Annotated in this window: 22 protein-coding genes and 1 pseudogene; 11 read left to right on the top strand and 12 right to left on the bottom strand. The window is 71.9% G+C overall.

Annotated elements, in window-relative coordinates; all coding sequences use genetic code 11:
- Positions 1 to 41 precede the first annotated feature (41 nt).
- Entirely contained in the window at positions 42 to 815 is a 774-nt protein-coding gene (locus tag AB0L89_RS34115) for a GntR family transcriptional regulator (protein WP_365149946.1), read from the top strand.
- Positions 812 to 1,357, top strand: a complete 546-nt coding sequence (locus AB0L89_RS34110) for a GNAT family N-acetyltransferase (protein WP_365149944.1) — start codon at positions 812 to 814, stop codon at positions 1,355 to 1,357. The genes AB0L89_RS34115 and AB0L89_RS34110 overlap by 4 nt, the downstream gene beginning before the upstream one ends.
- Positions 1,358 to 1,482: 125 nt before the next feature.
- Here the strand turns inward: AB0L89_RS34110 and AB0L89_RS34105 are convergent, their stop codons facing one another.
- The gene (locus AB0L89_RS34105; RefSeq protein ID WP_365149941.1) at positions 1,483 to 2,292 is read right to left on the bottom strand and encodes a DUF6551 family protein; all 810 of its coding nucleotides are present in this window, start codon (positions 2,290 to 2,292) and stop codon (positions 1,483 to 1,485) included.
- 187 nt (positions 2,293 to 2,479) lie between these two features.
- Here AB0L89_RS34105 and AB0L89_RS34100 point away from each other — a divergent pair, with 187 nt between their 5' ends.
- On the top strand, positions 2,480 to 3,388 hold the full coding sequence (locus tag AB0L89_RS34100; RefSeq protein ID WP_365149938.1) for a YDG/SRA domain-containing protein: 909 nt from the start codon (positions 2,480 to 2,482) through the stop codon (positions 3,386 to 3,388).
- Positions 3,389 to 3,781: 393 nt separating this feature from the next.
- On the opposite strand, the gene AB0L89_RS34095 is transcribed toward AB0L89_RS34100, so the two are convergent.
- The 4 genes from AB0L89_RS34095 to AB0L89_RS34080 form a co-directional block, all read right to left on the bottom strand.
- Positions 3,782 to 4,147 (bottom strand): hypothetical protein, encoded by a 366-nt coding sequence (locus AB0L89_RS34095; RefSeq protein WP_365149936.1) that lies wholly within the window; start codon positions 4,145 to 4,147, stop codon positions 3,782 to 3,784.
- 141 nt (positions 4,148 to 4,288) lie between these two features.
- Complete coding sequence (locus AB0L89_RS34090; protein WP_365149933.1) at positions 4,289 to 4,948, bottom strand: DUF4232 domain-containing protein; 660 nt, start codon at positions 4,946 to 4,948, stop codon at positions 4,289 to 4,291.
- A gap of 359 nt (positions 4,949 to 5,307) precedes the next feature.
- The gene (locus AB0L89_RS34085; protein WP_365149930.1) at positions 5,308 to 8,520 is read right to left on the bottom strand and encodes a Tat pathway signal protein; all 3,213 of its coding nucleotides are present in this window, start codon (positions 8,518 to 8,520) and stop codon (positions 5,308 to 5,310) included.
- A 123-nt stretch (positions 8,521 to 8,643) separates the two neighbouring features.
- Positions 8,644 to 10,065, bottom strand: a complete 1,422-nt coding sequence (locus AB0L89_RS34080) for an FAD-dependent oxidoreductase (RefSeq protein ID WP_365149928.1) — start codon at positions 10,063 to 10,065, stop codon at positions 8,644 to 8,646.
- A gap of 154 nt (positions 10,066 to 10,219) precedes the next feature.
- Between AB0L89_RS34080 and AB0L89_RS34075 the strand changes: the two genes are divergently transcribed.
- A complete protein-coding gene (locus tag AB0L89_RS34075) occupies positions 10,220 to 10,984 on the top strand; it encodes a thioredoxin domain-containing protein (protein WP_365149925.1) in 765 nt (254 codons plus the stop codon).
- On the opposite strand, the gene AB0L89_RS34070 is transcribed toward AB0L89_RS34075, so the two are convergent.
- A complete protein-coding gene (locus AB0L89_RS34070) occupies positions 10,962 to 11,642 on the bottom strand; it encodes a rhomboid-like protein (protein WP_365149922.1) in 681 nt (226 codons plus the stop codon). The two genes, AB0L89_RS34075 and AB0L89_RS34070, sit on opposite strands and share 23 nt — an antisense overlap.
- 34 nt (positions 11,643 to 11,676) lie before the next feature.
- Here AB0L89_RS34070 and AB0L89_RS34065 point away from each other — a divergent pair, with 34 nt between their 5' ends.
- Both AB0L89_RS34065 and AB0L89_RS34060 read left to right on the top strand, forming a co-directional pair.
- Positions 11,677 to 12,564, top strand: coding sequence for an aminoglycoside phosphotransferase family protein (locus AB0L89_RS34065; protein ID WP_365149920.1), 888 nt, complete (start codon positions 11,677 to 11,679; stop codon positions 12,562 to 12,564).
- A gap of 117 nt (positions 12,565 to 12,681) precedes the next feature.
- Entirely contained in the window at positions 12,682 to 13,161 is a 480-nt protein-coding gene (locus AB0L89_RS34060; RefSeq protein WP_365149917.1) for a GNAT family N-acetyltransferase, read from the top strand.
- A gap of 17 nt (positions 13,162 to 13,178) precedes the next feature.
- On the opposite strand, the gene AB0L89_RS34055 is transcribed toward AB0L89_RS34060, so the two are convergent.
- The 3 genes from AB0L89_RS34055 to AB0L89_RS34045 all read right to left on the bottom strand — a co-directional run bounded on the left by AB0L89_RS34055 (position 13,179) and on the right by AB0L89_RS34045 (position 16,829).
- Positions 13,179 to 14,450, bottom strand: a complete 1,272-nt coding sequence (locus AB0L89_RS34055; RefSeq protein WP_365150062.1) for a GNAT family N-acetyltransferase — start codon at positions 14,448 to 14,450, stop codon at positions 13,179 to 13,181.
- Between the two features lie 88 nt (positions 14,451 to 14,538).
- Complete coding sequence (locus tag AB0L89_RS34050) at positions 14,539 to 15,555, bottom strand: zinc-binding dehydrogenase (RefSeq protein ID WP_365149914.1); 1,017 nt, start codon at positions 15,553 to 15,555, stop codon at positions 14,539 to 14,541.
- A gap of 62 nt (positions 15,556 to 15,617) precedes the next feature.
- On the bottom strand, positions 15,618 to 16,829 hold the full coding sequence (locus tag AB0L89_RS34045; protein ID WP_365149912.1) for an NAD(P)-binding protein: 1,212 nt from the start codon (positions 16,827 to 16,829) through the stop codon (positions 15,618 to 15,620).
- Between the two features lie 116 nt (positions 16,830 to 16,945).
- Here AB0L89_RS34045 and AB0L89_RS34040 point away from each other — a divergent pair, with 116 nt between their 5' ends.
- On the top strand, positions 16,946 to 17,647 hold the full coding sequence (locus AB0L89_RS34040) for a pentapeptide repeat-containing protein (protein ID WP_365149909.1): 702 nt from the start codon (positions 16,946 to 16,948) through the stop codon (positions 17,645 to 17,647).
- A 718-nt stretch (positions 17,648 to 18,365) separates the two neighbouring features.
- Here the strand turns inward: AB0L89_RS34040 and AB0L89_RS34035 are convergent.
- Entirely contained in the window at positions 18,366 to 18,869 is a 504-nt protein-coding gene (locus tag AB0L89_RS34035) for a hypothetical protein (RefSeq protein ID WP_365149906.1), read from the bottom strand.
- Positions 18,870 to 19,115: 246 nt separating this feature from the next.
- Between AB0L89_RS34035 and AB0L89_RS34030 the strand changes: the two genes are divergently transcribed.
- The gene (locus tag AB0L89_RS34030) at positions 19,116 to 19,649 is read left to right on the top strand and encodes a Uma2 family endonuclease (RefSeq protein ID WP_365150059.1); all 534 of its coding nucleotides are present in this window, start codon (positions 19,116 to 19,118) and stop codon (positions 19,647 to 19,649) included.
- Positions 19,650 to 19,667: 18 nt separating this feature from the next.
- On the opposite strand, the gene AB0L89_RS34025 is transcribed toward AB0L89_RS34030, so the two are convergent.
- Together AB0L89_RS34025 and AB0L89_RS34020 are read right to left on the bottom strand one after the other, a co-directional pair.
- Positions 19,668 to 20,312 (bottom strand): response regulator transcription factor, encoded by a 645-nt coding sequence (locus AB0L89_RS34025; RefSeq protein ID WP_365149903.1) that lies wholly within the window; start codon positions 20,310 to 20,312, stop codon positions 19,668 to 19,670.
- Positions 20,309 to 21,493 (bottom strand): sensor histidine kinase, encoded by a 1,185-nt coding sequence (locus tag AB0L89_RS34020; RefSeq protein ID WP_365150056.1) that lies wholly within the window; start codon positions 21,491 to 21,493, stop codon positions 20,309 to 20,311. The genes AB0L89_RS34025 and AB0L89_RS34020 overlap by 4 nt, the downstream gene beginning before the upstream one ends.
- A gap of 335 nt (positions 21,494 to 21,828) precedes the next feature.
- Between AB0L89_RS34020 and AB0L89_RS34015 the strand changes: the two genes are divergently transcribed.
- The 3 genes and pseudogenes from AB0L89_RS34015 (at position 21,829) to AB0L89_RS34005 (ending at position 24,182) form a co-directional block, all read left to right on the top strand.
- Entirely contained in the window at positions 21,829 to 22,386 is a 558-nt protein-coding gene (locus AB0L89_RS34015; protein ID WP_365149900.1) for a heme-binding protein, read from the top strand.
- A gap of 72 nt (positions 22,387 to 22,458) precedes the next feature.
- Positions 22,459 to 23,058, top strand: a pseudogene (locus AB0L89_RS34010) (ankyrin repeat domain-containing protein); the annotation flags it as partial.
- Entirely contained in the window at positions 23,058 to 24,182 is a 1,125-nt protein-coding gene (locus AB0L89_RS34005; protein WP_365149897.1) for a hypothetical protein, read from the top strand. The pseudogene AB0L89_RS34010 and the gene AB0L89_RS34005, both read left to right, overlap by 1 nt.
- The last annotated feature ends 20 nt before the right edge of the window (positions 24,183 to 24,202 follow it).

The following is a 24,202-nucleotide window of genomic DNA, read 5'->3' as shown; positions in this document are numbered from 1 at the left end:
ACATGTACCAACAAGTTGAGCGAGTGCGTCATGATGGGCGCATGAACAAGCAGCCGAAGTACCGGCAGGTGGCCGACGCCCTGCGGCGGGAGATCGACGGCGGGGTGTTCCCCCCGGGGGCCCGGCTGCCCTCCGAGAGTGAGCTCTCGACGCGGTTCGATGCCTCACGGAACACCGTGCGTTCCGGGCTGAGTCTGCTGGTCAGCGAAGGACTGATTACGTCCAGCCAGGGGCTCGGGTACGAAGTCCGGTCACACGAAGTGTTCGAGCTGAACGCGTCCCGCTTCGAGAACCTGAACTTCCCGCAGAACGGCGACGCGTACAGCACCGACGTGACCAACGCGGGCCGCCGGCCGCATCAGACGTTCCGCGTAGAGATGAAGCCAGCGCCTGAGGACGTCTCGGAGCGCTTGAAAGTTGAGGTGGGGTCTACGACCGTCCTGCGGTTCTGTCATCGCTTCGTCGATGACGTGCCCTGGTCGACTCAGGCGACGCACTACCCCGCCTGGCTCGTGGAGCAGGCTCCGAGGCTTGCTGAACCTGGTGATATCGCGGAAGGGACTACCCGGTACCTCGCAGCCCACGGGATCGAGCAGATCGGGTACTTCGACGAGATCTCCACGCGGATGCCTACCCCCGATGAAGCCCGCTTGCTGGAGATCGGTGCCGGGGTGCCTGTGCTGCTGTGGATGCGTACGGGGTACTCCGACGAGCGGCCCATCAGGTGCACCATCACCACCTTCCGGGGCGACCTGAACCGGATGAACTACGAGATCAACGACGTGTCCGCCCGAAGCGAGAACGAGCCTCAGTGAGAATCATTCCGGCTGAACCCAGCGACGTTGCCAAGCTGCTTGGTTTTCGGGAGGAGGCGGCGTCTTGGCTCGCTGACCTCGGTACCGATCAATGGCAGCGGCCGTATCCCGCCGACCGACTGCTGAAGACGATTGAGGCTGGCACGGTGTTCATGGTGATGGACGGTGACGCGACAGCGGGCACCATCACGCTCACGCCAGAAGCCGAGGAAGGGCTGTGGACCGAAGGTGAGCTGAGTGAGCCATCCCGCTTCGTGAACAAGCTGACCGTTGCCCGAACGCATGCCGGGCGGAACATCGGGGGGCGGCTCCTCGACTGGTCTGGGGACCGTGCGTACCGGGACGGGGCCAAGTGGCTTCGGCTCGATGCGTGGACGACGAACGAAGCGCTACAGACGTACTACCTGCGGCAGGGGTTCGAGCACGTTCGCACTCTCCGTGAGGGCGTTGCCGTGAACGGCGGTCCACGCGTGTCAGGGTGGCTGGCTCAACGGTTGACTGGCCCTGCGGAGCACGGTTTTGAGGACCTCACGGGCCCGTAGCGGCAGGTGCACGGTGCGACGCTCGACGGCAGTCGTTGCCGGCAGCAGCGGTGCACGTTGGCCTTGGGTAGAACTGTGGGCCCACGGATTTCCGTGGGCCCACAGCTACGCATTTACCAACTAGGTCAGGCAGCGATCCGATTCTCAGTCCGCTTGCCCTTGTTCCACTCGGAGAGGACGAGTTGGTAGCACGTGCTTACCCTCGATCCCGTGCCGCTGTGCTGCGTCCCGCCCGCAGACGCAAGTGCGGTGATGTTTGCGCGCCATCGGAACGCCGGATCCCTCTTGCCGATCTTCTCGGCCAGAGCCTGGTCATCTACATGGTCGCCATGCTTACCGAGGAAAATGCCGATGCCACCGAGCAGCATTCCGTCCCAGGTGTCTTTCGTACGCCCCCATGCTTCCTCAGCGACCTTAAGCGTGCGCTTCAGGATCTCGGGTCCGTACTGATCGGTGATGCGGAGCACACCCGCGACAGCACCTACTGTGTTGGTTCCAGAGGAACCCATGGACAAGTTGCGTGCCACGAGCGCCGACTCGGTGTCAACGAACAGGGGCAGACCGGCCGTCAGTCCGATGCGGTACTCATCGAGGGGCCGCGGCTTGCTCGATTCGCGGTTCTTGATGAGGAACAGCACGGCCTCTTGCATCTGGTCGAGGTCATGGTGCACCTCGGCAATCAAGGTAGGAATACCAGAGAGCTTGGCAGCGTGCCATCGGTGCATGCCGTCGACGATGTAGCGGTCTCCGTTTGACCGCTGAGAGACAACAATGGTGCCGAGCGCTTCCGGAACCATGTTCTTCGCGATGCCCATGGCCCGCGGCTCGTTGAGCGTGCGCTGCGCCTTGTCATCGATCTTGAGGGCCTCGACAGGGATCTCGACCCCGTGGACGACCCTGTGCTTCGGGAGTTGGTACGGGTACTTCTTGGGCATACCTCTGCCCTCTCTACGTCGCGCTTAGGAGGATGGCCTGTTGCCAAAGAAAGGGATGCGACGTGGCGTAGAGAGTACTAGGCCACGTGGGTGACGTGCACCGATTTTCTGATGCTGTGTTCGATCCTGTACCAGGCACGGCACCTGTGCCCCTGGTGCTGTCAGCGACGGATGGCAAGGTGTACTCATGATTGGTGAGGTCCCCAACACCGAAGTTGGCCAGGAGTTCGTGAGTCGGCGGCTTGCTCACGAAGCCGGCATCCATCGCCCGCTCCAAGCGGGCATTTGTGGCACCAAGAAGAACGGCGCCGAGTCGATCGTCGTATCCGGTGGGTACAAGGACGACGAGGACCACGGCGACGTCATCATCTACACCGGACATGGCGGACAAGATTCATCAGGGAACCAGGTCAGCGATCAGAGCCTCGATGACGCAGGGAATGCAGCTCTGGTCACGAGCTACCTAGAAGGACTTCCCGTCCGCGTACTTCGAGGCGCGCACAGTGGTTCTCAGTGGCCCCCATCGACGGGTTATAGGTACGACGGGCTCTTCCGGGTGACCAGCTACGGAAGCAAGCTGGGCATCGACGGCTTCCTGATCTGGCAGTTCCGCCTGGAGGCGTATGACGGAACGCCTCTTCCTGCACCTGTCCAGCAAGAGCTGCTGCCACAAAGTGAGCCAGTAGCCGTCACCATCCCCAGGCAGGCTCCGACCGGGAACGAGTCTCCCGGGCGCGTAACCACAACTGTCCAGCGCATTGTCAGAAGCAGTGCAGTAAAGCGGCAGGTCAAGGCGTGGCACGACAACCGTTGCCAGATCTGCAATCTGCGGATCGAGGTACCGGGAGGCAGCTACAGCGAAGGCGCCCACATGCAGGCACTCGGTAGCCCTCACAATGGACCCGACACGACAGGGAACGTACTCTGCCTGTGCCCGAACTGCCACGTCATGCTCGATGCCGGCGCCATCGTAATCAGCGACGCATTGACCGTCGTTCGGGGAGGAGTCGAGGAGGGCACTCTCCGTACCCACCCGCGGCACGTTCTCGACATGGACTGTGTGCGCCAGCACCGTGAGAGGTGGCGCCAAAGCTGACGGTTGTAGTCAATCTTGGACCGTGCCAGTCGCGTGGCAGATCGGGCGGGAGACCACGGGGAACCACAGCGAACGGCCACGCCAGGTTGCGCACCCCTCGACTACGTTTTCGCAGGTGAACCGTCCGTCTAGCCCTAGACCACCCAAGCTGAAGTGCTTCTTTGCTCGACGGCAGTCGTTGACGGCAACAGCGGTGCACGTTGCCGTACCGAGGCGGGCGTGCTTGCACGCCATCGGCCTGGCTCCTGAGCCAAGAGCCAGGTCATTGGACGCGCAGAGAGAACTTGTAAAGCGAAGGTCGTCGGTTCGAATCCGACAGGGGGCTCCTCATGACGAAGGGCCCGGACCACCTCCGAGGTGGTCCGGGCCCTTCGCGTTCGGCGGGGCTGCCGGCTACAGGTTCCAGGTGATGCACATGAGCGGCACCCAGCCCTTGGTCCCGCGGTAGTTGATGTAGTCCCAGCGGTAGTCGACGCCCTCGCCGCAGAGGTTGTACTTTCCGCCCATCTTGACCTTCCCGCAGGTCGCGCGCTTGCCGTGTGCGCCCTTCGGGAAGAGGCCGACGGCCGTGGCCGACAGCTTCGCGCTCTTGCGGATCTTCACGCTCTCATCGGCGGTGATCTTGGTGTAGCTGCACTTGGCCGCCACGGCCGAGGTGCCCGCCGCACTCCCTGCCTGGGCCGACGCCACACCGCCCGTCAGGCTCACACCGGCCATGGCCACCAGGCCCACGGCAGCCGACGCCATCTTGAACTTCAAGGAAGTCCCCCGTATCGCATGGAACATCAGAAATGACATGTGCACGATACAAGTCAAGATCGACTGGGAGGCCGTCCGACGGGTCCGGGCGCCGAACGGTCACCCGACCGCCACATCCTTCACCGGATCAAGGGGCAGGGGTCACTGCTTGCCGGTGCCGACGGGGTCGACCGTGAGGCCCTCGACCGTGGAGTCGTCCGTGGCGGGCAGGTTGAGGTCGATCATGACGGTCTTGGAGTGGGTCTCGTCCGGCGGGGTCACGACGAGGCGGTCGATCTGCACGCCCGAGCCGCCGCTGTTGTTCGGCGGGTAGTGCAGCGTGAAGCGGGTCTCCTCGCCGGACTTCACGACGACGGACGGGGCGGCCAGGTCGGAGCGCTCGGCGGCGATGCCGCCGGGGCCGCCGTCGGCCTTCAGGTCGACGCCCGGGAAGCCCTTGAGGGAGCAGGCGTCGCCGGTGTTCTTCATGCTGACCAGGACGTTGCCCTCGCCCATGCCGTGGGTGGCGCGGAACTGGAGGTTCGCGGTCTTGCAGGGGCCGGTGTTGATCTGGCCGCCGCCGCTGCCCGGGGCGTCGTCGTCGGCGTCCGCCCGGCCGCCGCCCTGCTGGGAGCCGTCCTGCTGGGAGCCGTCGCCGGAGCCGTCCTCGGTGCCCGAACCGCCGGTGCCGCCGGCTTCCTGGGACGCCGCCGTGTCGGAGCCGTTCGCGCCGGAGGCGGTGTCCTCGTCTCCCTGGCAGGCGGTGAGCGAGAGGCCCGCCACGAGGGCCAGGGCGGCGAGGGTGAGCTTCTGGGCGCGCATCGATTCTTCCTTCGCGGTCGGTGGGGGAGCCTTACTGCCCCTCATGACCCGCTCGGGCCCGAACGCCGTTCCGCCCAACCTCCTCTCCATACATGCCTGTTACACGCGAGTACGGGGTGCGGTGGCGCCGGCGGCCGGCGGGTGCCGACCGGCGGCGGAGGGCCCCGCGCCGCCCTCGAACCGCCGTTCGGCCCGGGAAATGGGGCCAGGCCCTCGTCCCCGGCACCGCGTCGACGCGGCGCCCGGGGCGCCCGGTTCCGCCCGGTTCCCCGGCCTCCGGAACTCCTCGACGGCACCCTCGGCCGCTGGGACAGTCCCGTGACCCGGGGACCCTTGACCGGGTGCGGTGGCATGGCCTCCTAGGGGGCGACGGTCCCGGTCGCCCCGCTCGTCGCCGTTCCGTCGCGGTGGCCGGTGCGGCGGGCCGTCACCTTGACCGTGATCTTCTTGCCGCGCTGGGCGGACTTCGGGGTCAGCGAGGACTTGGTCGCGCCGGAGATCGCCGTCCCGTTCGCGTACCACTGGTACGCGTACGAGCCAGGGGCGGGCGACCAGGTGCCCTTCCCGGCCTTGAGGACCTTGCCGACGCGGGCGGTGCCGGTGATCGACGGCTTCTCCGTCGCCCTGGGCGCGGCGCCCTTGGCGACCGTGACCGCCGGGGACGTCGCGGTGGCGTCCTTCCAGCCGGCCTTGTGGGCCGTGACGGTGACGGTCAGCTTCTTGTCCAGGCGCGCGGCCGGGATCTTGTACGTCGAGGCCGTGGCACCGGCGATCGCCGCGCCGCCCGCCTTCCACTGGTAGGTGTACGAGGAGGGCGTCGCCGACCAGCCGCCGGGCGCCGCCGTCACCGTGGAGCCGACGGCGGCCGTGCCGGTCACCTTGGGAGCGGTGGTGCTCGTCAGCTCGGGGGCGGTGACGGTGAAGGTGCCCTGCGGGAACTCCGAGCCGCCCGCGACGACGCTGACGTACCAGTCGCCCGCGGGGACGTCCGTCAGGTCGAGGGTCGCCTTGAGGGTGCGGTAGTCGGCCGACACCGAGTTCGTCTTCGCCGTGAGGGTCCTGCCCGCCCGGGACAACCGGACCGTGGCGTCCGGGGGGAGGGCAGTGCCCGTCACCGTGAGCGTGGGCTTGGTGCCGCCGGGCGCCGTCGTGGGCGTCAGCCCCGTGACGGTGACCTTCTCGCCGCCGCAGCGCCCGGACCAGCACGTCAGCGTGGCGCGGTAGGACGTGGCCGAGGCCTTGTCCGGGAGGCCGAGGACGAGCACGGAGGGCTTCCCCGGGGCCGTGTCCGGGTCGTTCACGCCGCAGACGTAGTCCTTCGGCACGGCCGGTGAGCAGCCGTTCTTCCATGCGCTGTTGTAGAGCGAGGGGACCGCTTTCACGGCGGCTCCCGTGGTGTCGGTGATCTCGGCTTCGAAGCGGTCGTCCCGCGACGTGGGCAGGACGGCGCAGGTGGCCGTGTGCGCTTCGTCCAGGGTGCCGGTGACCGGGCCGTATCCGTACGCCACGGACGGGACCTCGGCGCACTCGGACGCGGGGCCTTCGGCCGTGGCGATGCGCAGGGCGTCCAGGCGGTACTCGGGTGCCGCCCGGCGGTTCACCGGGGTCTGCACGAGGACCTGGTGCGTGGTGCCACCGGTGACGGCGCAGGCCCGGCCGCGCAGCTCGCACGCGTTCTTGCCGTCGCCGTCGAAGACGTACATGTCGGCGGTGCCCAGGGCGTCCCGCACGTCGAGGTGCACGACATCGGTGGCGGCGGACGTGGTGACCTGGCGGCAGCGCAGAGTGCCGGGAGCGCCGTACGAGCCCTTCACCGAAGGGCCGCCCACCTTGCCCGCCGGTGTCTTCGTGCAGCCCGCGGACGACGCCGTCGACGTCACGTCGCGGCGCGTCAGCGTGTAGTCGGCGGCCTTGTCGCTGCCGGTGACCAGGACGGTGTGGGCCTTGCCGGGCGTGAGCGCGCAGAGCGTCCAGCCGTTGGTGGTGGCGTTGCGGTCGCAGACCCGCTTGCCCGTGGAGTCGAGCACGGAGAACGTGGCAGGGACGTCGCCGGACGTGGCGACGAGTTGCAGGACCTCGGCCGAGGTGTGGGCGTCCGCCGGGATGGTCAGGCAGCGCGAGAAGGTGCCGTCCCCGGTGGAGAAGGCGGCCTCGGCGCCGTCGGCGGCGAAGCTGCCCGTGGGCAGGACGGGGCAGTCGTTCGCCGCGTCCGTGCGGTGCAGGGCCAGGGTGTACGGGCCGGTGCGGGTGGTGCCGTCGTCGGCGTGGACGAGCGCGCGGTAGGGCGCGGTGCCGCTGAGGGCGCAGTCGCCCGCGGCGAGCTTCTCCGCGTCGCACTGCTCGGTGCCCTCGCCGTCGACGACCTCCACGGCGGCGTCGACTCCGGAGCGGCCGAGCGGGGTGAGCGCCGCGATCCTGGCGTCCTTGGGCGCGGCCAGCTCCAGGCAGTCGTACTGCCCGCCCGTGCTCAACTCGCCCTTGTGGGTGCCCATTCCGGTCCTCACGCACCCGCTGCCGGAGGCCCGGTCCCGGACGATGAGCCCCTTGGAGTCGTCGTAGAAGGGGTACGAGCCGTCGAGGACGGCCGTGTAGGTGCCCGCGGAGGGCAGGCGGCAGGGCTGCTCGGTGGTGCGGCAGACGGTCCTGCCGGACCGGTCGTGGACGCGGACCGGCGCGGTGGCGCCCTCCTTGTCGACGGAGTCGATGCGGTACCGGCCCGCCTTGTCGGCCGTGACGGTGAAGCAGGGTGTCGTGGTGAAGTCCGGTGCGGCCGAAGGACCGTAGGGGCGGACGGGGGCGGACGGGCATCCCTGCGGGTCGTTCAGGCGGCGTGCCTTGACCGCGTACTGGGTGGGGAAGCCGCCCTCCGCGTACGTGACGCGGGATAGGACGCGGTAGGGGCCCTTGCCCGGCAGGACACAGCTGTCCTCGCCGTCCTCGGGGAAGCGCGGGCAGATCCGGGCGCCGGTGGTGTCGGTGATCCAGGCGACCGATTCGCCGTAGGCCTTGGTGCCGCGGGTGAGCCGGATGCGGTCACCGGGTTCGGCGTCGAAGGGCTGGCAGCCGACCTCCAGGGGGCCGGTGGACGTCCTGGTGTCGGTCGGCCGGTCCCAGGCGGTGCCGGTGGACGCGGCGCAGCCGCGGTTCGTGCCCAGCGGTACGACGGTGACGGCCGTCTCGGCGTCGTCGAAGCCGTTGTTGACGACCTTCACGGTGTAGTCGCCGGCCGCGGGCAGGTCGCAGAGGCCGCCGGTGCACTCGATCCGGGTGTCACCGGCGTGGACCTCGGTGTACGCCTCGTTGCTTGTGTCGGTGAGCGAGACCTGGTGGAGGCCCGCTTCGGTGGCGGTGAAGGTGTGGCAGGCGCTCGCGTCGGGAGCGACCACCGCCTTGCCGACCGCGTCGCCCGGGTCGCCGAACGGGGCGAGGGCCAGCGGCGCGCACTCCGCCTCGGCGGCATGGGCGGCCGTCGCCGGCAGCGCGGACGGTACGAGCAGGGCCAGCAGTGCGGCCAGGGCGAGGAACACCGCGGTGTGCGCCGTGCGTCTCGCGGAAGGACATGGTTCAGGCATCGAGCCCCCCCAGGCTGAACGAACAATTGGGTGATCGTGGCACAAGGGTGTGACAACGGACCTGGAGGGGCTGCTGATGCCGGTGGTTCTCGGCCAGGGGCGAGAGCGGCCGGGCCCGGCGCGCTAGTGCCGCCCCGCCACCCGGTCCGCCACCCGTGCCAGGCGGGACGACTGTGCCGTGTGGGTGGTCAGTTCGCGGCGGTCGGCCGCGTAGTACGTGGCGTACATGCCGTGCACGCCCAGCCAGCGGAAGGGTTCCGGTTCCCACTTGCGGACCTTGTGGTTGACCCAGGGCAGGGTCGTCAGGTCGGTGGGGCCCGCCTGGCCCGAGTCCTGCTGGACCAGGTCGCGCAGGGTGCGGGCGGCGAGGTTGGCGGTGGCGACGCCCGAGCCGACGTAGCCGCCCGCCCAGCCGAGGCCCGTGGCGCGGTCCAGGGTGACCGTCGCGCACCAGTCGCGGGGCACGCCGAGGACGCCGGACCAGGCGTGGGCCACCCGCACGCCCGCGAGCTGCGGGAAGAAGCGGGTCACGATGGCGCGGAGCGACTCGATCGTGGCGGGCTGGGTGCGGCCGTCGTTGTCGGTCTTCGACCCGAAGCGGTAGGGGACGCCCCGGCCGCCGAGCGCGATGCGGTCGTCGGCGGTGCGCTGCGCGTACATGTACGCGTGGGCCATGTCGCCGAGCGTCTCGCGGCCCTCCCAGCCGATGGACTCCCATTGGGCGGGCGAGAGGGGCTCCGTCGCGATCATCGAGGAGTTCATCGGGAGCCAGGTGCGGCGCTGGCCCTTCAGGGACGCGGTGAAGCCCTCGGTGCAGCGCAGGACGTAGGGGGCGCGGACCGTGCCGTACGGGGTGATCGCGTGCTTCGGCCTGATCTCCGTGACGGGCGTCGACTCGTGGATCGTGACGCCCAGGGCCTCCACGGCGGCGGCCAGGCCCTGGACGAGCTTCACCGGGTGCAGGCGGGCGCCGTGCGGGGTCCAGGTGGAGCCGACGGCCCCGGCGACGCGCACGCGCTCGGCCGTCTCGCGGGCGCCGTGCAGGGTGCGGTCCTTCTCGCCGTACGCGAGCTCGGCCTGGTGGAAGGCCTTCAGGCGGGCCAACTGGGCGGGGGTGTAGGCGACTTCGAGGACCCCGCCGTGGTGGATGTCCGCGTCGATGCCCTCCGCCCGCGCGGTGTCGACGACCTCGGTGACCGTGTCGTTCATCGCGTGCTGGAGCCGCACCGCCGCCTCGTGGCCGTGCAGCTTGGCGTAGCGGTCGCGGCCCGCGATGCCGTTGTAGAGCCAGCCGCCGTTGCGGCCGGAGGCGCCGTAGCCGCAGAACTTCTGCTCCAGGACGGTGATGCGCAGGAAGGGCGCGGCCTTCTTCAGGTAGTACGCGGTCCACAGGCCGGTGTAGCCGCCGCCGACGACGCACACGTCCGCCGTGGCGTCGGAGGTCAGGGGCTCGCGGGCGGTGGGCAGGCCCTCGTCCGCGTACCAGAACGATATGCCGCCGTTGACCGTGCCGGGCGCGTGGTTCGGGTTGCTCGTGCTGCTCATGGGCGGACGTTACTGCGCAGGTGGGGGCCGTGGGCAGGGGTCGGCCGCGGGGGTGGGGCCTTGGTCCCGTGGGGCGGGTCGTTCGGCGGCCGTGACACGGGATAGATTCCGATACTTTGAGGCTTAAGTGTCGAAACCCTGGAGGGCTCTACTCATGGCCGTACACAAGGCCGGGCGCGTCGCCGCCGCGGTGGCAGCGGCGGCGCTGATCGGGCTGGCCGCGTCCGCCTGCGGTCCCGACGAGGACAAGGGCGGCGGCAGCGTCAGCGAGAAGCCCGCCGCGTCCGGCGAGAAGTCCCCCGGTTCCGACGCCCCGGAGGCGAAGGCCCCGCCGGCGGCCAGCGCCCAACTCGCGGACGTGCCCGCCTCGGTGAAGGGCGGCGTGATCACCGTCGGCGACCCGAAGGCCAAGCATACGGTCAAGGTGTACGAGGACCCGCGCTGCCCGTTCTGCAAGCGGTTCGAGGAGGGCGGGGCGCAGGCGCTGGTGAAGCCGGTGGCCGACGGCAAGGTCAAGGTCGAGTACACGATCGCCTCGTTCCTCGACAAGAACCTCGGCGGCAGCGGCTCGGTGAACGCCGCCAACGCGCTGCGGGCGTCCGTGGAGGCGGGCAAGTTCCCGCAGTTCCACGCGGCCGTCTTCGCCAACCAGCCGGAGGAGGAGTCCGACGACGCCTACACCCCGGCGTTCCTGCTGAAGATCGCCGACAAGGTCGACGGGCTGCGCGGCGGCGCCTTCGACAAGGCGGTGACCGGCGGCACGTACAAGAAGTGGGTCGGCGAGGCGATGGAGGCCTTCTCCGCCGACGGCATCCAGGGCACGCCGACCGTCCTCGTCGACGGCAAGAAGCCGGAGGGCAACTCCCTCTACGAGCAGGCGGCGTTCGCCAAGGAGCTCAAGGGCGCCGGGATCTCCTGACCTTCCGTGCCGATGTCCGGTGGGGTGCGGCGTCCCGGGTGAGCGGGCGGCAGGCCAGGCCGATCAGGACCGCGGTGAAGTGGCCCAGGTCGGTGAAGGTCCTGCCCGTGATCAGCGGGGCGCCGTACACCACCAGGACGGCGAGGAGATACGCGTACCGCCAGGGCGGCGGAAGCCGGTACACGAGGACCGCGACCACGCCCGCCAGCGCGTAACTCACGCCCACGTCCAGGGTGTTGACCGAGGACTGCGGGGCGGCGCCGTGGCGGATCGCGAGCGCGAGGACGCCCTCGCTGATGAGCGTGGCCAGGACGTGCGCGAGCGCCGCCACCGCCAGCCACCGCACGGTGCCGAGCCAGCGCTCGGCACTCGCGTGGAAGACCGTGTAGAGCACGGCGTACGGCAGCCAGCCGCCGCCGTCGATCCAGAACGCGCTGGAGACCAGCACCCGCACCGGATCGCGCGACAGCTCATGGATGTTCGTGGAGCGCCGGCGCAGGAACTCCTCCTCGAACTCCGGCGACATGTGGTGCATCGCGACGGTCGTGACGAACAGCGCCGCCAGCCAGACGTACGTCCCCGGGGCGGAGCGGACGTACGACGTGACGGCGAGGACGGCGGTGCGGGCGCCGGCGGCCGCGTCCCGGAAAATGCGCATGCGGTGATTCACGCACGCCGCTAAGGTCGCGCGTGTGATCGACATTCGCATTCCGGACGAGCTGGTCGAGTCGCAGCACACCTACGCGGGGGAGCCGGGCAGGGCTTTCATCGCGGCGCTGCCCGAGCGGGTGAACGAGACCTTCGAGGCCTGGGACCTCACGCTCGACGGCGAGCCCATGCACGGCATGGCCGCCCTCGTGCTGCCCGTGCGGCGCGCCGACGGCACGCCCGCCGCGGTCAAGTTCCAGATCCTGGACGAGGAGACCGAGGGCGAGCCGGTCGCGCTGCGCCTGTGGAACGGCGACGGCGCCGTCCGCCTCCTCGACCACGACGACGCCCACGGCACGATGCTGCTCGAACGCCTCGACCCCGCGCGGATGTTGTCGACGATGGCCGACACCCACAAGGCCGTCCTCGTCATCGCCGAACTCCTCGCCCGGCTGACCGCGGGGCCCGCCCCCGAGGGCATGCGCACGCTCGGCGACATCGCCGCCGAGATGCTCGACGAGCTGCCCGGCGCCCTCAAGGCCGTCGCCGACCCCGCCGAGCGCGCGATCGTCGAGCGGTGCGGGGGCGCGGTCCGCGAGGTCCTGGGCGAGCCCGGCGACCGGATGCTGCACTGGGACCTGCACTTCGAGAACGTCATGGCGGGCGAGCGCGAACCGTGGCTCGCCATCGACCCCAAGCCGCTCGCCGGAGACCCCGGCTTCGACCTGTGGCCCGCGCTCAACAACCGCTTCGAGCCGGACGACGTGCTGTGGCGGTTCGACGCGATGACGGAGGTCCTCGGCCTCGACCGCGGGCGGGCGCGCGCCTGGACGCTCGGCCGGGTCCTCCAGAACGCGCTGTGGGAGATCGAGGACGGGCGTGCGCTGGACGAGGACGACATGGAGGTCGCGCGGCGGCTGCTGGGGCGGTGAGGCGCGGGGCGGGGCACCCGGCGCCGCGCGAGGCGTCGCGCGGACGGCCCGCCCGGTGGCTTCCCGGCTGGTGAGACGCCTTTGACCGCGGCGGTACGGGCATGGCTTGCTGCCGCCATGATTCGTACCGCCACACCCGCCGACATTCCCGTCATCCACGCGCTGGTCCGCGACCTCGCCGCGTACGAGAAGGCGCTCGACGAGGCGAGGGCCACCGAGGAGCAGCTGCGCGAGGCGCTCTTCGGGGAGCGGCCCGCCGCGTACGCGCACATCGCGCAGGACGACACCACCGGCGAGGCGGTCGGCTTCGCGCTGTGGTTCCTGAACTTCTCCACCTGGCGCGGTGTGCACGGGATCTACCTGGAGGACCTGTACGTACGCCCCGAGGCGCGCGGCGCCGGGCACGGCAAGGCGCTCCTCACCGAGCTCGCGCGGATCTGCGTCGCGCGCGGCTACGAGCGCCTCGAATGGTCCGTCCTGGACTGGAACGAGCCGTCGATCAACTTCTACCGGTCGCTCGGGGCGCTGCCCCAGGACGAGTGGACCGTATACCGGCTGACCGACGGCGCGCTGGCGGAGCTGGGCTCGGCCTCCTAGGACTTCCTGGGCGTCTCCTAGAACTCGTCCACGGTGTGCGGCAGGCGGGGCGTGCGCAGCGCCGCGTCCAGCGCCGTCACCGTGCCCGGCGTGTGCTCCGTCGCCAGGCCCGCGCGGACCAGGGCGTCGACCGTGGTGCCGCCCAAGTAGCCCGCGGCCAGGTCGCGGACGTCGACGGTGAGGTCCGCGGGGTCCTCGGTGCGCGCGTACGTACACCCCTCGGCGGACGCCGTCAGGCGGTGGCGTCCGGCGTTGGCCGCGAGTCGGTCGTCGCGGACGTCGAGGACGACGTCCACCGGGGCCGCCCAGGAGCGGGACTCCAGCGCCTCGCGCACGTCGATCAGGCGGAGCCACAGCGCCGGGAACTCGCCGGTGACGCGCACCTGGTCGCGGTCGCCGGCGAAGAGGTGCAGCGGGTCGTCCACGGGGCGGCCCCAGGCGCGGATCAGGCCCGTCAGGTCGATCGACGCGAGATAGCGCCACAGGGCGGCCTCGGCGGCCGGGGTGTCCGCCTCCAGCTCGTCCAGGCGGACCAGGCCGGGGGCGTCGTCGCGGGTCTTGGTGCGGTAGATCGCGTAACCGGCGACGGGGCCCCGCGGGGCGCCCAGGACGACGACGCGGGGCGGCGACAGCTCGTCGTCCTCCTCGTCCTCCTCCACCAGCCACTCCTCGCGCCACCAGGCCTCGGAGCGGTCGATGCGGCCGGCCCGCTCGGCGCGCGTCCTGTCGTAGTACGCGCCGAGGAGGCCGGGGGCGTCGGCCGGGTCGACCAGGCGCAGCGGGCGGTCGTCCGGGGTGATGCGCAGGTCGAGCGGGCGCCGGGAGTCGATCTCCACGGTGTGGCCGTGGGTGGCGGGCCCGAAGCCGAACCTGCCGTAGATCGCGTCCTCCGACGCCCACAGGGACGCGATCGGCGAGCCCTGCGCCGCCGACCTCGCGAACAGCTCCGCGAGCATCCCGGAGAGCACGCCGCGGCGCCGGTGGGTCGGCGCCACGGACGCGAACGTCAGGCAGGGGCAGGGCAGTTCGCCGCCGGGGACCGACACCCTGAAGGGGAACGCGGCGACGAAGCCGACGAGTTCGTCGCCGTCGTACGCGCCGATGCGGGTGCAGTCGCGCAGCAGGTCGTGGTGGTGCTTGCGCTTCTCCTCCTCCGGGCTCTCGTGGAAGACGAGGTACGCGAGGGAGAGGGCGCCGTCGATGCCCGCCTCGGGGATGTCGCGGAACTGGACGGGCGACGGGGCGTGGGACGGAACGGGGGACGGGACAGGGGGGTGGACGGGTTCCATATCCATATAACGGACGGTAGTTCCCGCATGTCGTGAGGGCACCTGGATTTCGGGGCCGGGGATCCGCGGGGTCAGGGGATGTGCGGGGTCAGGGGATCAGGACGACCTTGCCCATCGTGCCGCGGGTCTCCAGCGCGCGGTGGGCGGCCGCCGCCTCCGCGAGGGGGTAGCGCTGCACGGCCGGGGTGAAGTGGCCCGTCGCCGCCTCGGCGAGCGCGGCGAGCTCCAGGGTGCGGACGGGGTTGTCGCCGCCCGCCTTGGCCATCATCGCCGGGCCGAGGACATTGACCTGCGTGATGCCGCGCGCGGCCAGCTCCTCCTCGGTGAACGTCAGCGCCTCGCCGTCGTGCAGGCCCTTGCCGGACCAGCCGAAGACGACGTGGCTGCCGCCGGGGCCGAGCAGGTCGACCGCGGCGAGGCCCGCGTCGCCGCCGACCCCGTCGAAGACGACGGTGGCCGCGCGCCCGTCGAGCCGCTCCTTCAGGTACGCGCGCACCTCGTCGGGCCAGGCCGGGTCCTTGTAGTCCACGGCCAGGTCGGCGCCGTTCGCACGGACGCGGGCCGTCTTCTCCGGGCCGCCCGCCAGGCCGATGACGGTGGCGCCGCGGTGCTTGGCGTACTGCGTCAGGAGCGTGCCGATGCCGCCCGCCGCCGCGGGGACGACGACCACGGAGTCCGCGGTGAGTTCGGTGAACCGGAGGATCCCCATCGTCGTGCGGCCCGTGCCGATGAGGGCGACGGCCTCCGCGAAGTCCAGGCCGTCGGGCAGCTCGTGCAGGCGGGAGACCTCGGTGACGGTGCGCTCGGCGTAGCCGCCCGGGGCGAAGCCGATGTGGGCGACGACGCGCTTGCCGAGCCAGTGCGCCGGTACGCCCTCGCCCACCTGGTCGACCGTGCCCGCCACCTCGCGGCCGGGAATGGTGGGCAGGGCCGGGAGTTCGGGCAGCGGGCCCTGTACGCCCTCGCGGATCGCGGTGTCCAGGAGGTGCACGCCGGCGGCGGCCACGGCGACGCGGACCTGGCCGGGGGCCGGCTCGGGGTCCGGGGTCTCCTCCAGGCGGAGGTTGTCGGCGGGGCCGAAGGCGTGGAGACGGATGGCATGCATGGGGCTCACTCCTGGACTGTCGGTGCCGTGTCGTTCTGTGTGCTGAGCCCCACTCTTCGACCTCAAGCCGACTTGAGGTCAACCTCCTGCTTGAGGTCGACCCCTTGCTTGAGGTCGACCCTCGACTTGGTCAGCGCGAGCGACACCGCTTCCAGGGCGCTGTTGAACGACACCTCGGCCAGCAGCCCCGGCGCCGCGACCTGATCGCCCGCCAGATAGACGTCGTCACCGCGGTCGATGGCGGGCCGGTCCCGCCAGGTGGTGCCGGGCAGGTCGACCGCGCCGGTGCGGCCGTTCGCCACCGCGGCGCGGCGCCACGTCACGCGCTCGCGCCAGCCGGGGAAGCCGAGGTCGAGGAGGTGCTCGGCACGGGTCACGCCGTCCGCCCTGCTCTCGTCCGGGGAGAGCGGGATCTGCGCCTGCACGAGCTGCTCGCCGGCGGGGGCGAGGGTGCGGTCCTGGGCGGTGAAGCGCTCGACCCAGCCGGTCCGGTCCAGGTCGGAGACCGCGAAGAGGTCGCCCCTGCGGGAGCGGAACGCCACGTCGACCAGCGTGGTGCGGCCGCTCTCCCCGCGCAGGGAGTCGTCGCCGAGGAGACGGCGGGCCGCGGTGAGCGAGGTCGCGACGACGACGGGCCCCTCACGGGACAGGTCGCCGAGGTCGTCGACGCGGGCCAGGGTCTCCACGCGTACGCCCAGGTTCCAGGCGCGGGCGGCCATGCGGTCGATGACCGAGCCCCAGCCGCCGCGCGGGTAGTGGGCCTCCGGGGGCAACTTGGCCGCGCGGCGCAGGCGCTCCTGCACGAAGCGGGCAGAGAGCGTGCCGGGGTCGTGGTGGAACGTGGCCACGGCGACGTAGTGCGCGGCGGCGCGTGCGCCTTCCTCGCCGACCTGTGCGGTGGCCCAGGTCAGGAAGTCCTGGTCCACGGGCGCCTGTTCGGGCCTGCGGCGCAGCAGCTTGAGCATGGCGAGCGGCGGGGTGCGGCGCAGCGCGCCCTGGTGGCGCAGGCGCAGGCGGGCTCCTTCGAGGGGCGGGAGGGGCGCGAGGGGGCCGATGAGGTCGCGCTGCTTGAGCCAGGTCCAGTGGGGGCCGCCGTTGTAGAGGGCGTGCGGGCCCTCGTTCGTCTTGTACGGGCCTTCGGCGGTGCGGGCGCGGCCGCCGAGGGTGTGGTGGGACTCGTGGAGGGTGACGCGGGCGCCCGACTCGGCGGCGGTGATCGCGGCGGTGAGTCCGGCGAGGCCGCCGCCGATGACGGTGATACGGGTGCTGCGCATAGGTCCGGCTCCCTTGGCGTCGGTGCGGGTCGTGTGGTCCTGTCCCTTGGACGTTCGGGGGTGGGCGGGTTGTGACATCGGGGGCGTTGTCAGTGGGGGAGTGCACGATGGGGGGCATGGCTGGTAGGGCGAAGACGAAGGCGCAGGCGCAGGCGAAGGTGGTCAAGGCGGCTCGGCGGGCCGAGGTGCGGTTGCCGCCGCTCCGGCCGTTCGGGGGAGGGGAGCTGGCGCCGGACGGGGACTACGACGGGGTGGAGTTCCGCGGCCTCGACCTCGGTGCGCAGGACGGGGGCGGCGCGCTGTTCATGGACTGTGCGGTGACGGGGTGCGCGCTCGACGGGACGCGGCTGACGCGGGCGCGGTTCGTCGACTCCGTGCTGACGGAGCCGCGGGGGGTGGGGACCGATCTGGTGGAGGCGTCGCTGCGGGACGTGGAGGTGGTCGACGCGCGGCTCGGGGGTGCGCAGGTGCACGGGGGCGTGCTGGAGCGGGTGGTCGTGCGGGGCGGGAAGATCGACTACCTGAACCTGCGGAAGGCGCGGCTGCGTGACGTGATCTTCGAGGGGTGCGTGCTGGTGGAGCCGGACTTCGGGGCGGCGGTGCTGGAGCGGGTGGAGTTCCGGGACTGTGTGGTGCGCGGGGCGGACTTCACGGGGGTGCGGATGGTGGACGTGGATCTGCGGGCGGCGGGCGAGCTGGAGATCGCCCGCGGCCTCGAATCCCTCGCGGGCGCGGTGATCAGCCCCGCCCAACTGATCGACCTCGCACCGGCGTTCGCGGCACAGGTGGGGGTTCGGGTGGCGGATCCGGGGGCGTAGGCGTAGGCGTGGGCGGCTGCGCTTGGACGGTGCGCGGTTCGTTCGTCCGTGGGGTGGGTGTCGTCGGCGTCTGCCGGGTCGTCTTGGGCTGGTCCGCCTTTGCCCGTCTCGGGGGCGGGGCCGCGGGGGTATGTGCGTACTCGCCATCCCTGCGCCCCGCCTCAAGTCCAAAGGCGCTATGGCTGGCTCGGTGCTCCGTTCGCACATACCCCCACGTCCCCTCGGGAGCGCGTGCGGGTGCGGCCCGGTGGGGGCCGCTCTGCCCGCGCTGCGCCCGGTGGGCAACCTGCCGCCGGTCCCGCCGCTGTGGGCGGCGGCGCGGTGGCGAACTGGCCGCCCCCGCTGTGGGCGGCGGCGCGGTGGGCATGTGGCCGCTCCCGCTGTGGTCGGCGGCACTGGCCGGGTAGCCGCCCCTGCTGCGGGCAGCGGCGCGGTGGCGAACTGGCCATCCCGCTGTGGGCAGGCGTTCCGCAAGGCGGAACGGGTGGGCACAGCCCCCGGTGCCGGGCGGCGGGAAGTGTGGCTCCAGCCCCGGCGCAGCCGGACGGTGCCGGGCAGCGATGAAGGAGGCACCAAGCCCGGGGCAGGCGGGCACAGGCCCCGGTGCCGGGCGGCGATGACCGTGGCTCCAGCCCGGCGCAGCCGGACCGCCCCGACGCGGGGAGGCGGGACCCCGGGGCCGGGCGGCGAGGGGAGGGCGTCCGCCCCGGCGACGGGGTTACCGCGGGACGCGAGGGTGGCGGGAGAGGAGGGACCAGATCGCGGGGTTGTCCGCAAGCCCCTCGTGGAGATCGGTGAGGTCGGCCACCACGTCATGGAGAAAGTCCCGCGCCTCGCGGCGAAGCTCCGCGTGGGAGAAGGACAGCGCCGCCTCCTCCGCCTCCATCCAGTCCGCCTCGATGTCCACCCAGCCAAAGCGCCGGGCGAACAGCATCCGATCCGTCGACTCCGTGAAGTCGAGCTCCGCGTACTGGGGCCGGGAGGCCCGGCTGCCCAGCGGATCCTTGTCGAGCGCCTCGACGATGTCGCACAGCGCCCACGCGAAGTCCAGCACGGGAACCCATCCCCAGGCTGTGGACAGCTCCCGGTCCGCCTTGGTGTCCGCCAGATACACGTCCCCGCAGAAGAGGTCGTGCCGCAGCGCACGGACGTCCGCGCGGCTGTAGTCCAGCTGCGGGGGGTCGGGAAAGCGGGAGGAGAGCGCGTAGCCGATGTCGAGCACGGGTCGATGGTGTCACGGCCCGCGCGCAGGGCCGGACTCCACGCCCCTGACCTGCGAAAACGCTGCCGCTCACGCGTTCGAGTGAACGCTTCCCGGTCCGGCGGAAGCGGCGCGGCCTACGCTGGCACTGTCGCGCTGAGCGAAGGAGGTTCCGCCATGGCAGCACTGCCACTGCCGGAGTACGAGCCCTGCCAGGAGCTCGACACGCGATCCCTGGTGGGTCTGGTCCAGGACCGAGTGCCGGCCATGCCGGTGGAGGAAGCCTTCGTCATGTTCAGCGCGGTCGCCCCCAAGGGCTGGCGCGTGGAGTTGATCGAAGGGGAGATCCACGTGACGCCTCCGGCCAACGGGGAGCACGAAGAGATCGTGTCGGAGATGACCGGTCAGGTGCGGGACCACCGCAAGGACCTGGGGCGCTACACGGGGATCGGGCTGTGTGTGCCGGGCGCCTCGGTGGGCGGTCAGGTCGAGCCGGACCTGGTGCTCGCTCCCAAAGGAAGCTTCGACAACGAGGAGAAGTACCACGACGCGTCGCCCGTCCTGCTCGTCGCGGAGGTGACGTCTCGTTCGACGGGAGACAACGACCGCCACAAGAAGGTCCTCGGCTACGCCCGCGCGGGCATCCCCGTCCACCTCCTGATCGACCGGCAGGCCGGACTCGTCGTCCTGCACACGGAGCCCGAGGGGGAGGAGTACGGGCGGCAGGAGACCTTCAAGCTCTCCAAGGTCGTTCCGCTTCCCGAGCCGCTCGGCTTCGAGATCGACACCAGCCGCTTCTGAGCCCGCAGCCGCCCGCCGTCACGGCAGCAGGCGCTGTTCCTTCGCCACCGCGACCGCGCCCGCGCGGGTGTCGACGCCGAGTTTGTCGTAGATGCGGCCCAGGTGGGTCTTCACCGTCGCCTCGCTGATGAAGAGGGCGCGGGCGATCTCGCGGTTGCCGAGGCCCTGGGAGAGCTGGCCGAGGATGTCGCGTTCGCGGTCCGTGAGGGTGGGGCGGGGGCTGCGCATGCGGGCCATCACGCGGGACGCGACCGGCGGGGAGAGGGCCGTGCGGCCCTGGGCCGCCGCCTGGATCGCGGAGAAGAGCTCCTCGGGGCGCTCCGCCTTGAGGAGGTAGCCCGTCGCGCCCGCCTCGATGGCCCGGGTGATGTCCGCGTCCGTGTCGTAGGTGGTCAGGACCAGGACGTGCGGGGCCTTGCCGGGCGCCGAGGCGATGCGGCGGGTGGCCTCCACGCCGTCGATGCCCTCGCCCAGTTGCAGGTCCATCAGGACGACGTCGGGGGCGAGTTTCGCGGCCAGGGCGACCGCCTCCTCGCCCGTGCCCGCCTCCCCGACCACCTCGATGTCCGGCGCGCTGCCGAGCAGGGCGAGCAGGCCCGCGCGGACGACGACGTGGTCGTCGCAGACCAGCAGGCGGACGGGATGGGGCGGTGCGGTGGTCATCGCTGCGGCTCCAACGGGATCGATACGGAAAGGACCGCGCCCTCGCCCGGCGCCGACTCGATCGTCAGTGTGCCGCCCAGCTGGCCCGCCCGCGCGCGGATCGCGGGCAGCCCGTGGCCGCGTACGCCCGCCGGGGCCCCGGACGCGGACGGCGGGGTGAAGCCGCGGCCGTCGTCGGCGACGTCCAGGACCACCTGGTCGTCCAGGAGCGTGAGGGTGAGCGCCGCCGTGGTCGCGTCCGCGTGTTCGCGTACGTTCGCCAGCGCGCCCTGCGCGATCCGCAGGAGCGCCGAACCGACCCGGTCCGGCAGCGCCACCGGCGTGCCCTCCACGTGGAGGCGGACGGTGAGGCCCGCGTCCGACTCCCGTTCCGCGAGGGCGCGCAGCGCCTGTGTGACGCCGCCGCCGTCCGCGAGGTCGGCGGGCGCCAGGTCGTGCACGAAGCGGCGCGCCTCGGTGAGGCCGTGCTCGGTGATCGACTCGGCGGTGCGGACGTGGGCGCGGGCCTTCGCCGGGTCCGTGTCCCAGACCCGGTCGGCCGCCTGCAACAGCATCTGCTGGCTGGACAGGCCCTGCGCGAGGGTGTCGTGGATCTCCATGGACAGGCGCTGGCGTTCGGCCAGCGTGCCCTCGCGCCGCTCGGTGGCGGCCAGTTCACGGCGGGTGCGGATGAGGTCGTCGATCAGGTCGCGCTGGCGGGCCGCCTGGCGCCGCATGTAGGTGAACACCGCCGTCGCGATCGCCGACACGGCGGGCGGCCCGAGGATCAGGTCCGGGTCGTAGCGGCCCGCGAGCCGCAGCTGCGAGGCGATCACGCAGCCGGTCAGGACGGCCACCAGGGCCAGGGCCGCGCGCGGCGGCAGGGTCCGCAGGCCGGTGTAGAAGAGCGGCACCGCGCACCAGCCGAAGCTCGGCGCGAGGACGACGAGGACCAGCCAGACCGCGACGACCAGGGCGAGCCAGGTGAGATGGCGGGGTGTGGCGCGCTTCCTCGGCGGGGTGCCCGGCGGCGGGGTGCCCAGCGGCGTGGCCGGCGGCCCGCCCGTCAGGAACGGCAGGGCGTAGAGGACCGCGAGGACCGCCGAGAGCGCGATGATCCACGGGACGCGCGCGCCGCCGGGGTGGCGCAGCAGGAAGCGGGCCAGCGAGGTGGCGAGCAGCAGATAGAACGTCGCGTGCATGACGGCCGCGAGCCAGCGGGCGTCGGGGTCCGGCGCGCGGGGGTCGGGGCCCGGCGTGCGCGTGCGCTGTTCCACTGGGGCGCCTCCCTCTCGTACCGACGGCTCGTACCGACGGCCCGTACCGCCGTCACGTCGTCGCTGAACTGCGCAAACATCCCCATTGTGGCCCGCCGGGACCACCCGGGGGTCAACCGATCGGCTGACCCGGGTGTCGGCCGAGTCGCGCGCCGGTGCCAGCCGGTACGTCGAGGGGTGGGCCCCGGACCCGGCCACAGGATTGAGGGCAGAGGCAAGAACCCCTCGCTCCCTCCCTCCGAGAACCCCAGGAGTCCCCGGTGAAGAAGCTCTCCCGCCGCAGCCGCGTCCTCACGATCGCCGCCACCGCCGCCGTCCTCGGCGCCGGCACCTTCGGCGCCGTCTCCGCCACCGCCGGCACCCCGGACGCCGCCGCCAAGGCCGCCGTCACCGCCGACGCGGGCAACAAGAACCTCACGCAGTCCACGCACCTGTCGGTCGCCGCCGCCACCAAGGCCGCGCAGGCCACCCTGGACGCCGCGAAGAAGGAGAACCAGCGCGTCTCCGTCGCCGTCGTCGACCGCAACGGCAACACCATCGTCACGCTGCGCGGCGACGGCGCCGGCCCGCAGTCGTACGAGTCCGCCGAGAAGAAGGCGTTCACCGCCGTCTCCTGGAACGCCCCCACCTCCGAGCTGACCAAGCGCCTGGAGCAGGCCCCGACGCTGAAGGACATCCCCGGCACCCTCTTCCTCGCGGGCGGCGCGCCGGTGACCGCCAAGGGCGCGCCCGTCGCGGGCATCGGTGTCGCGGGCGCCCCGAGCGGCGACCTGGACGAGAAGTTCGCCCAGGCGGGCGTGGCGGCGCTCAACCGCTGAGCCATGCTGTCGAGGCTGTTCCCGGTCCCCGCGCCCGTCCGCGCGGGGGCCCGCACGACGAGGAGATCCGCCATGAACACCACCGTCGCCGACCGGCAGCTGCTCGACGCCGCACGGGCCGGGAACGCCGCCGAGGTGAGTGCCGCCCTGGAGGCGGGCGCCCGCGTCGAGGCCCGCGACACCGAGCTGCGCTCGCCGCTGCTGCTCGCCGCCGTCGGCGACCACGTCGAGGCCGCCCGGGTGCTGGTCGCCGCGGGCGCCGACGTCGACGCGCAGGACCACCGCTCCGACAGCCCCTGGCTGGTGACCGGCGTGACGGGCAGCGTCGCCATGCTGCACGTCCTGCTGCCCGCGGGCCCCGACCTGACGCTGCGCAACCGCTTCGGCGGGATCAGTGTGATCCCCGCGTCGGAGCGCGGCCACGTCGCCTACGTACGCGAGGTCCTGCGCGTCACCGACATCGACGTCGACCACGTCAACGACCTCGGCTGGACCGCCCTGTTGGAGGCCGTGATCCTCGGCGACGGCGGCCGTCCGCACCAGGAGATCGTGGAGCTGCTGCTCGCCGCGGGCGCGACGCCCGGCCTCGCCGACGGGGACGGCGTCACCCCGCTCGCGCACGCGGAGCGCCGCGGGTTCACGGAGATCGCGGCGCTGCTGCGGGGCGCCGCGTGAGGGGCCGGGCCCTCGCGGCCGGTACGTCGGCGCTGCTGGCCGCCGCCGTCCTCGCCGGCTGCGCGGGCGCCTCCGAAGGGTCCGCCGCGTCCGCCCCCGAGCCCACCCGCGCGGCCTCCACCGCCCCCCTCCCCGCCGGGACGAAGACGCCCGAAGGCACCCTTCTGGTCGCCGACTTCGGCTCCGACACGGTGACCTTCGTCGACCCCGAGAAGGGCCCCGTCGACTCGGTGAAGGTCGGCACGGCGCCCTACGGACTGACCGTGGGCGAGGACGGCCGCGCCTGGGTGGCGACCGCGGAGGGAGTCGCCGTCGTCGACACCGCGTCCCGTGAGCGCGTCGCCCGCATCCCCTACGAGACGGAGACCGGCCCCACGACGACCGGCGAGTACCGGGGCGGCGGCATGGGCATCGCCCTCGCGCCCGACGGCGAGCACGTGTACGTCGGCGTCAACGTCCCCGGCGGCAACGGCACGCTGGAGGTCATCGACACCGCCGAGCGCGAGGTCACCGACACCGTGCCCGTCGGCCGGCGGCCCTTCGACGTGGACGTGTCCAAGGACGGCCGGGAGGTCTACGCCACCGACCACGACTCCTTCGACGTGACCGTCGTGCGCGCCGACTCGCTGAAGCCGCGCCGCATCGAAGTCGCCCCCTACGGCACGGAGGGCGGCCTCGGCTCCTGGCTGAAGCCGCACTACACCGCCGTACGCCCCTCCGACGGCAAGCTCCTGCTGCCCTTCGAGGGCGAGCGGCTCGTCGTGCTCGACCCGCGCACCGGGACGTACGACATCGAGAGGATGACCGCCGACACGCACCAGCACGGCGTGACGGTCACCGACGACGGCACGCTCTTCGCGGTCGGCACCGGACCCATCGACCCGGACGCCGACAAGGGCCCCTCGCTGACCGTGCGGACCCGGGGCGGCAAGGAGCGGGTGATCCCGCTGGACGGCCCGCACGAGGACGTCGCCGTCTCCCCGGACGGCCGCACCGCGTATGTGACGGGCGGCTTCACGCGCGACGGCTACTGGAACGGCATCTCGGTGGTCGACGTGAAGGACGGTTCGGTGCGCCGACTCCCGGCGGGCGAGCGGCCGTTGGGCGTCGCGGTGCTCTGACCGTCCGCGGGCCGGGGGAG

This window comes from Streptomyces sp. NPDC052114 (genome assembly GCF_040680155.1).
Classification (GTDB): domain Bacteria; phylum Actinomycetota; class Actinomycetes; order Streptomycetales; family Streptomycetaceae; genus Streptomyces.
The sequence above is the reverse complement of the archived record's forward strand: the minus strand, read 5'-3'. Positions and strand labels throughout refer to the sequence as shown.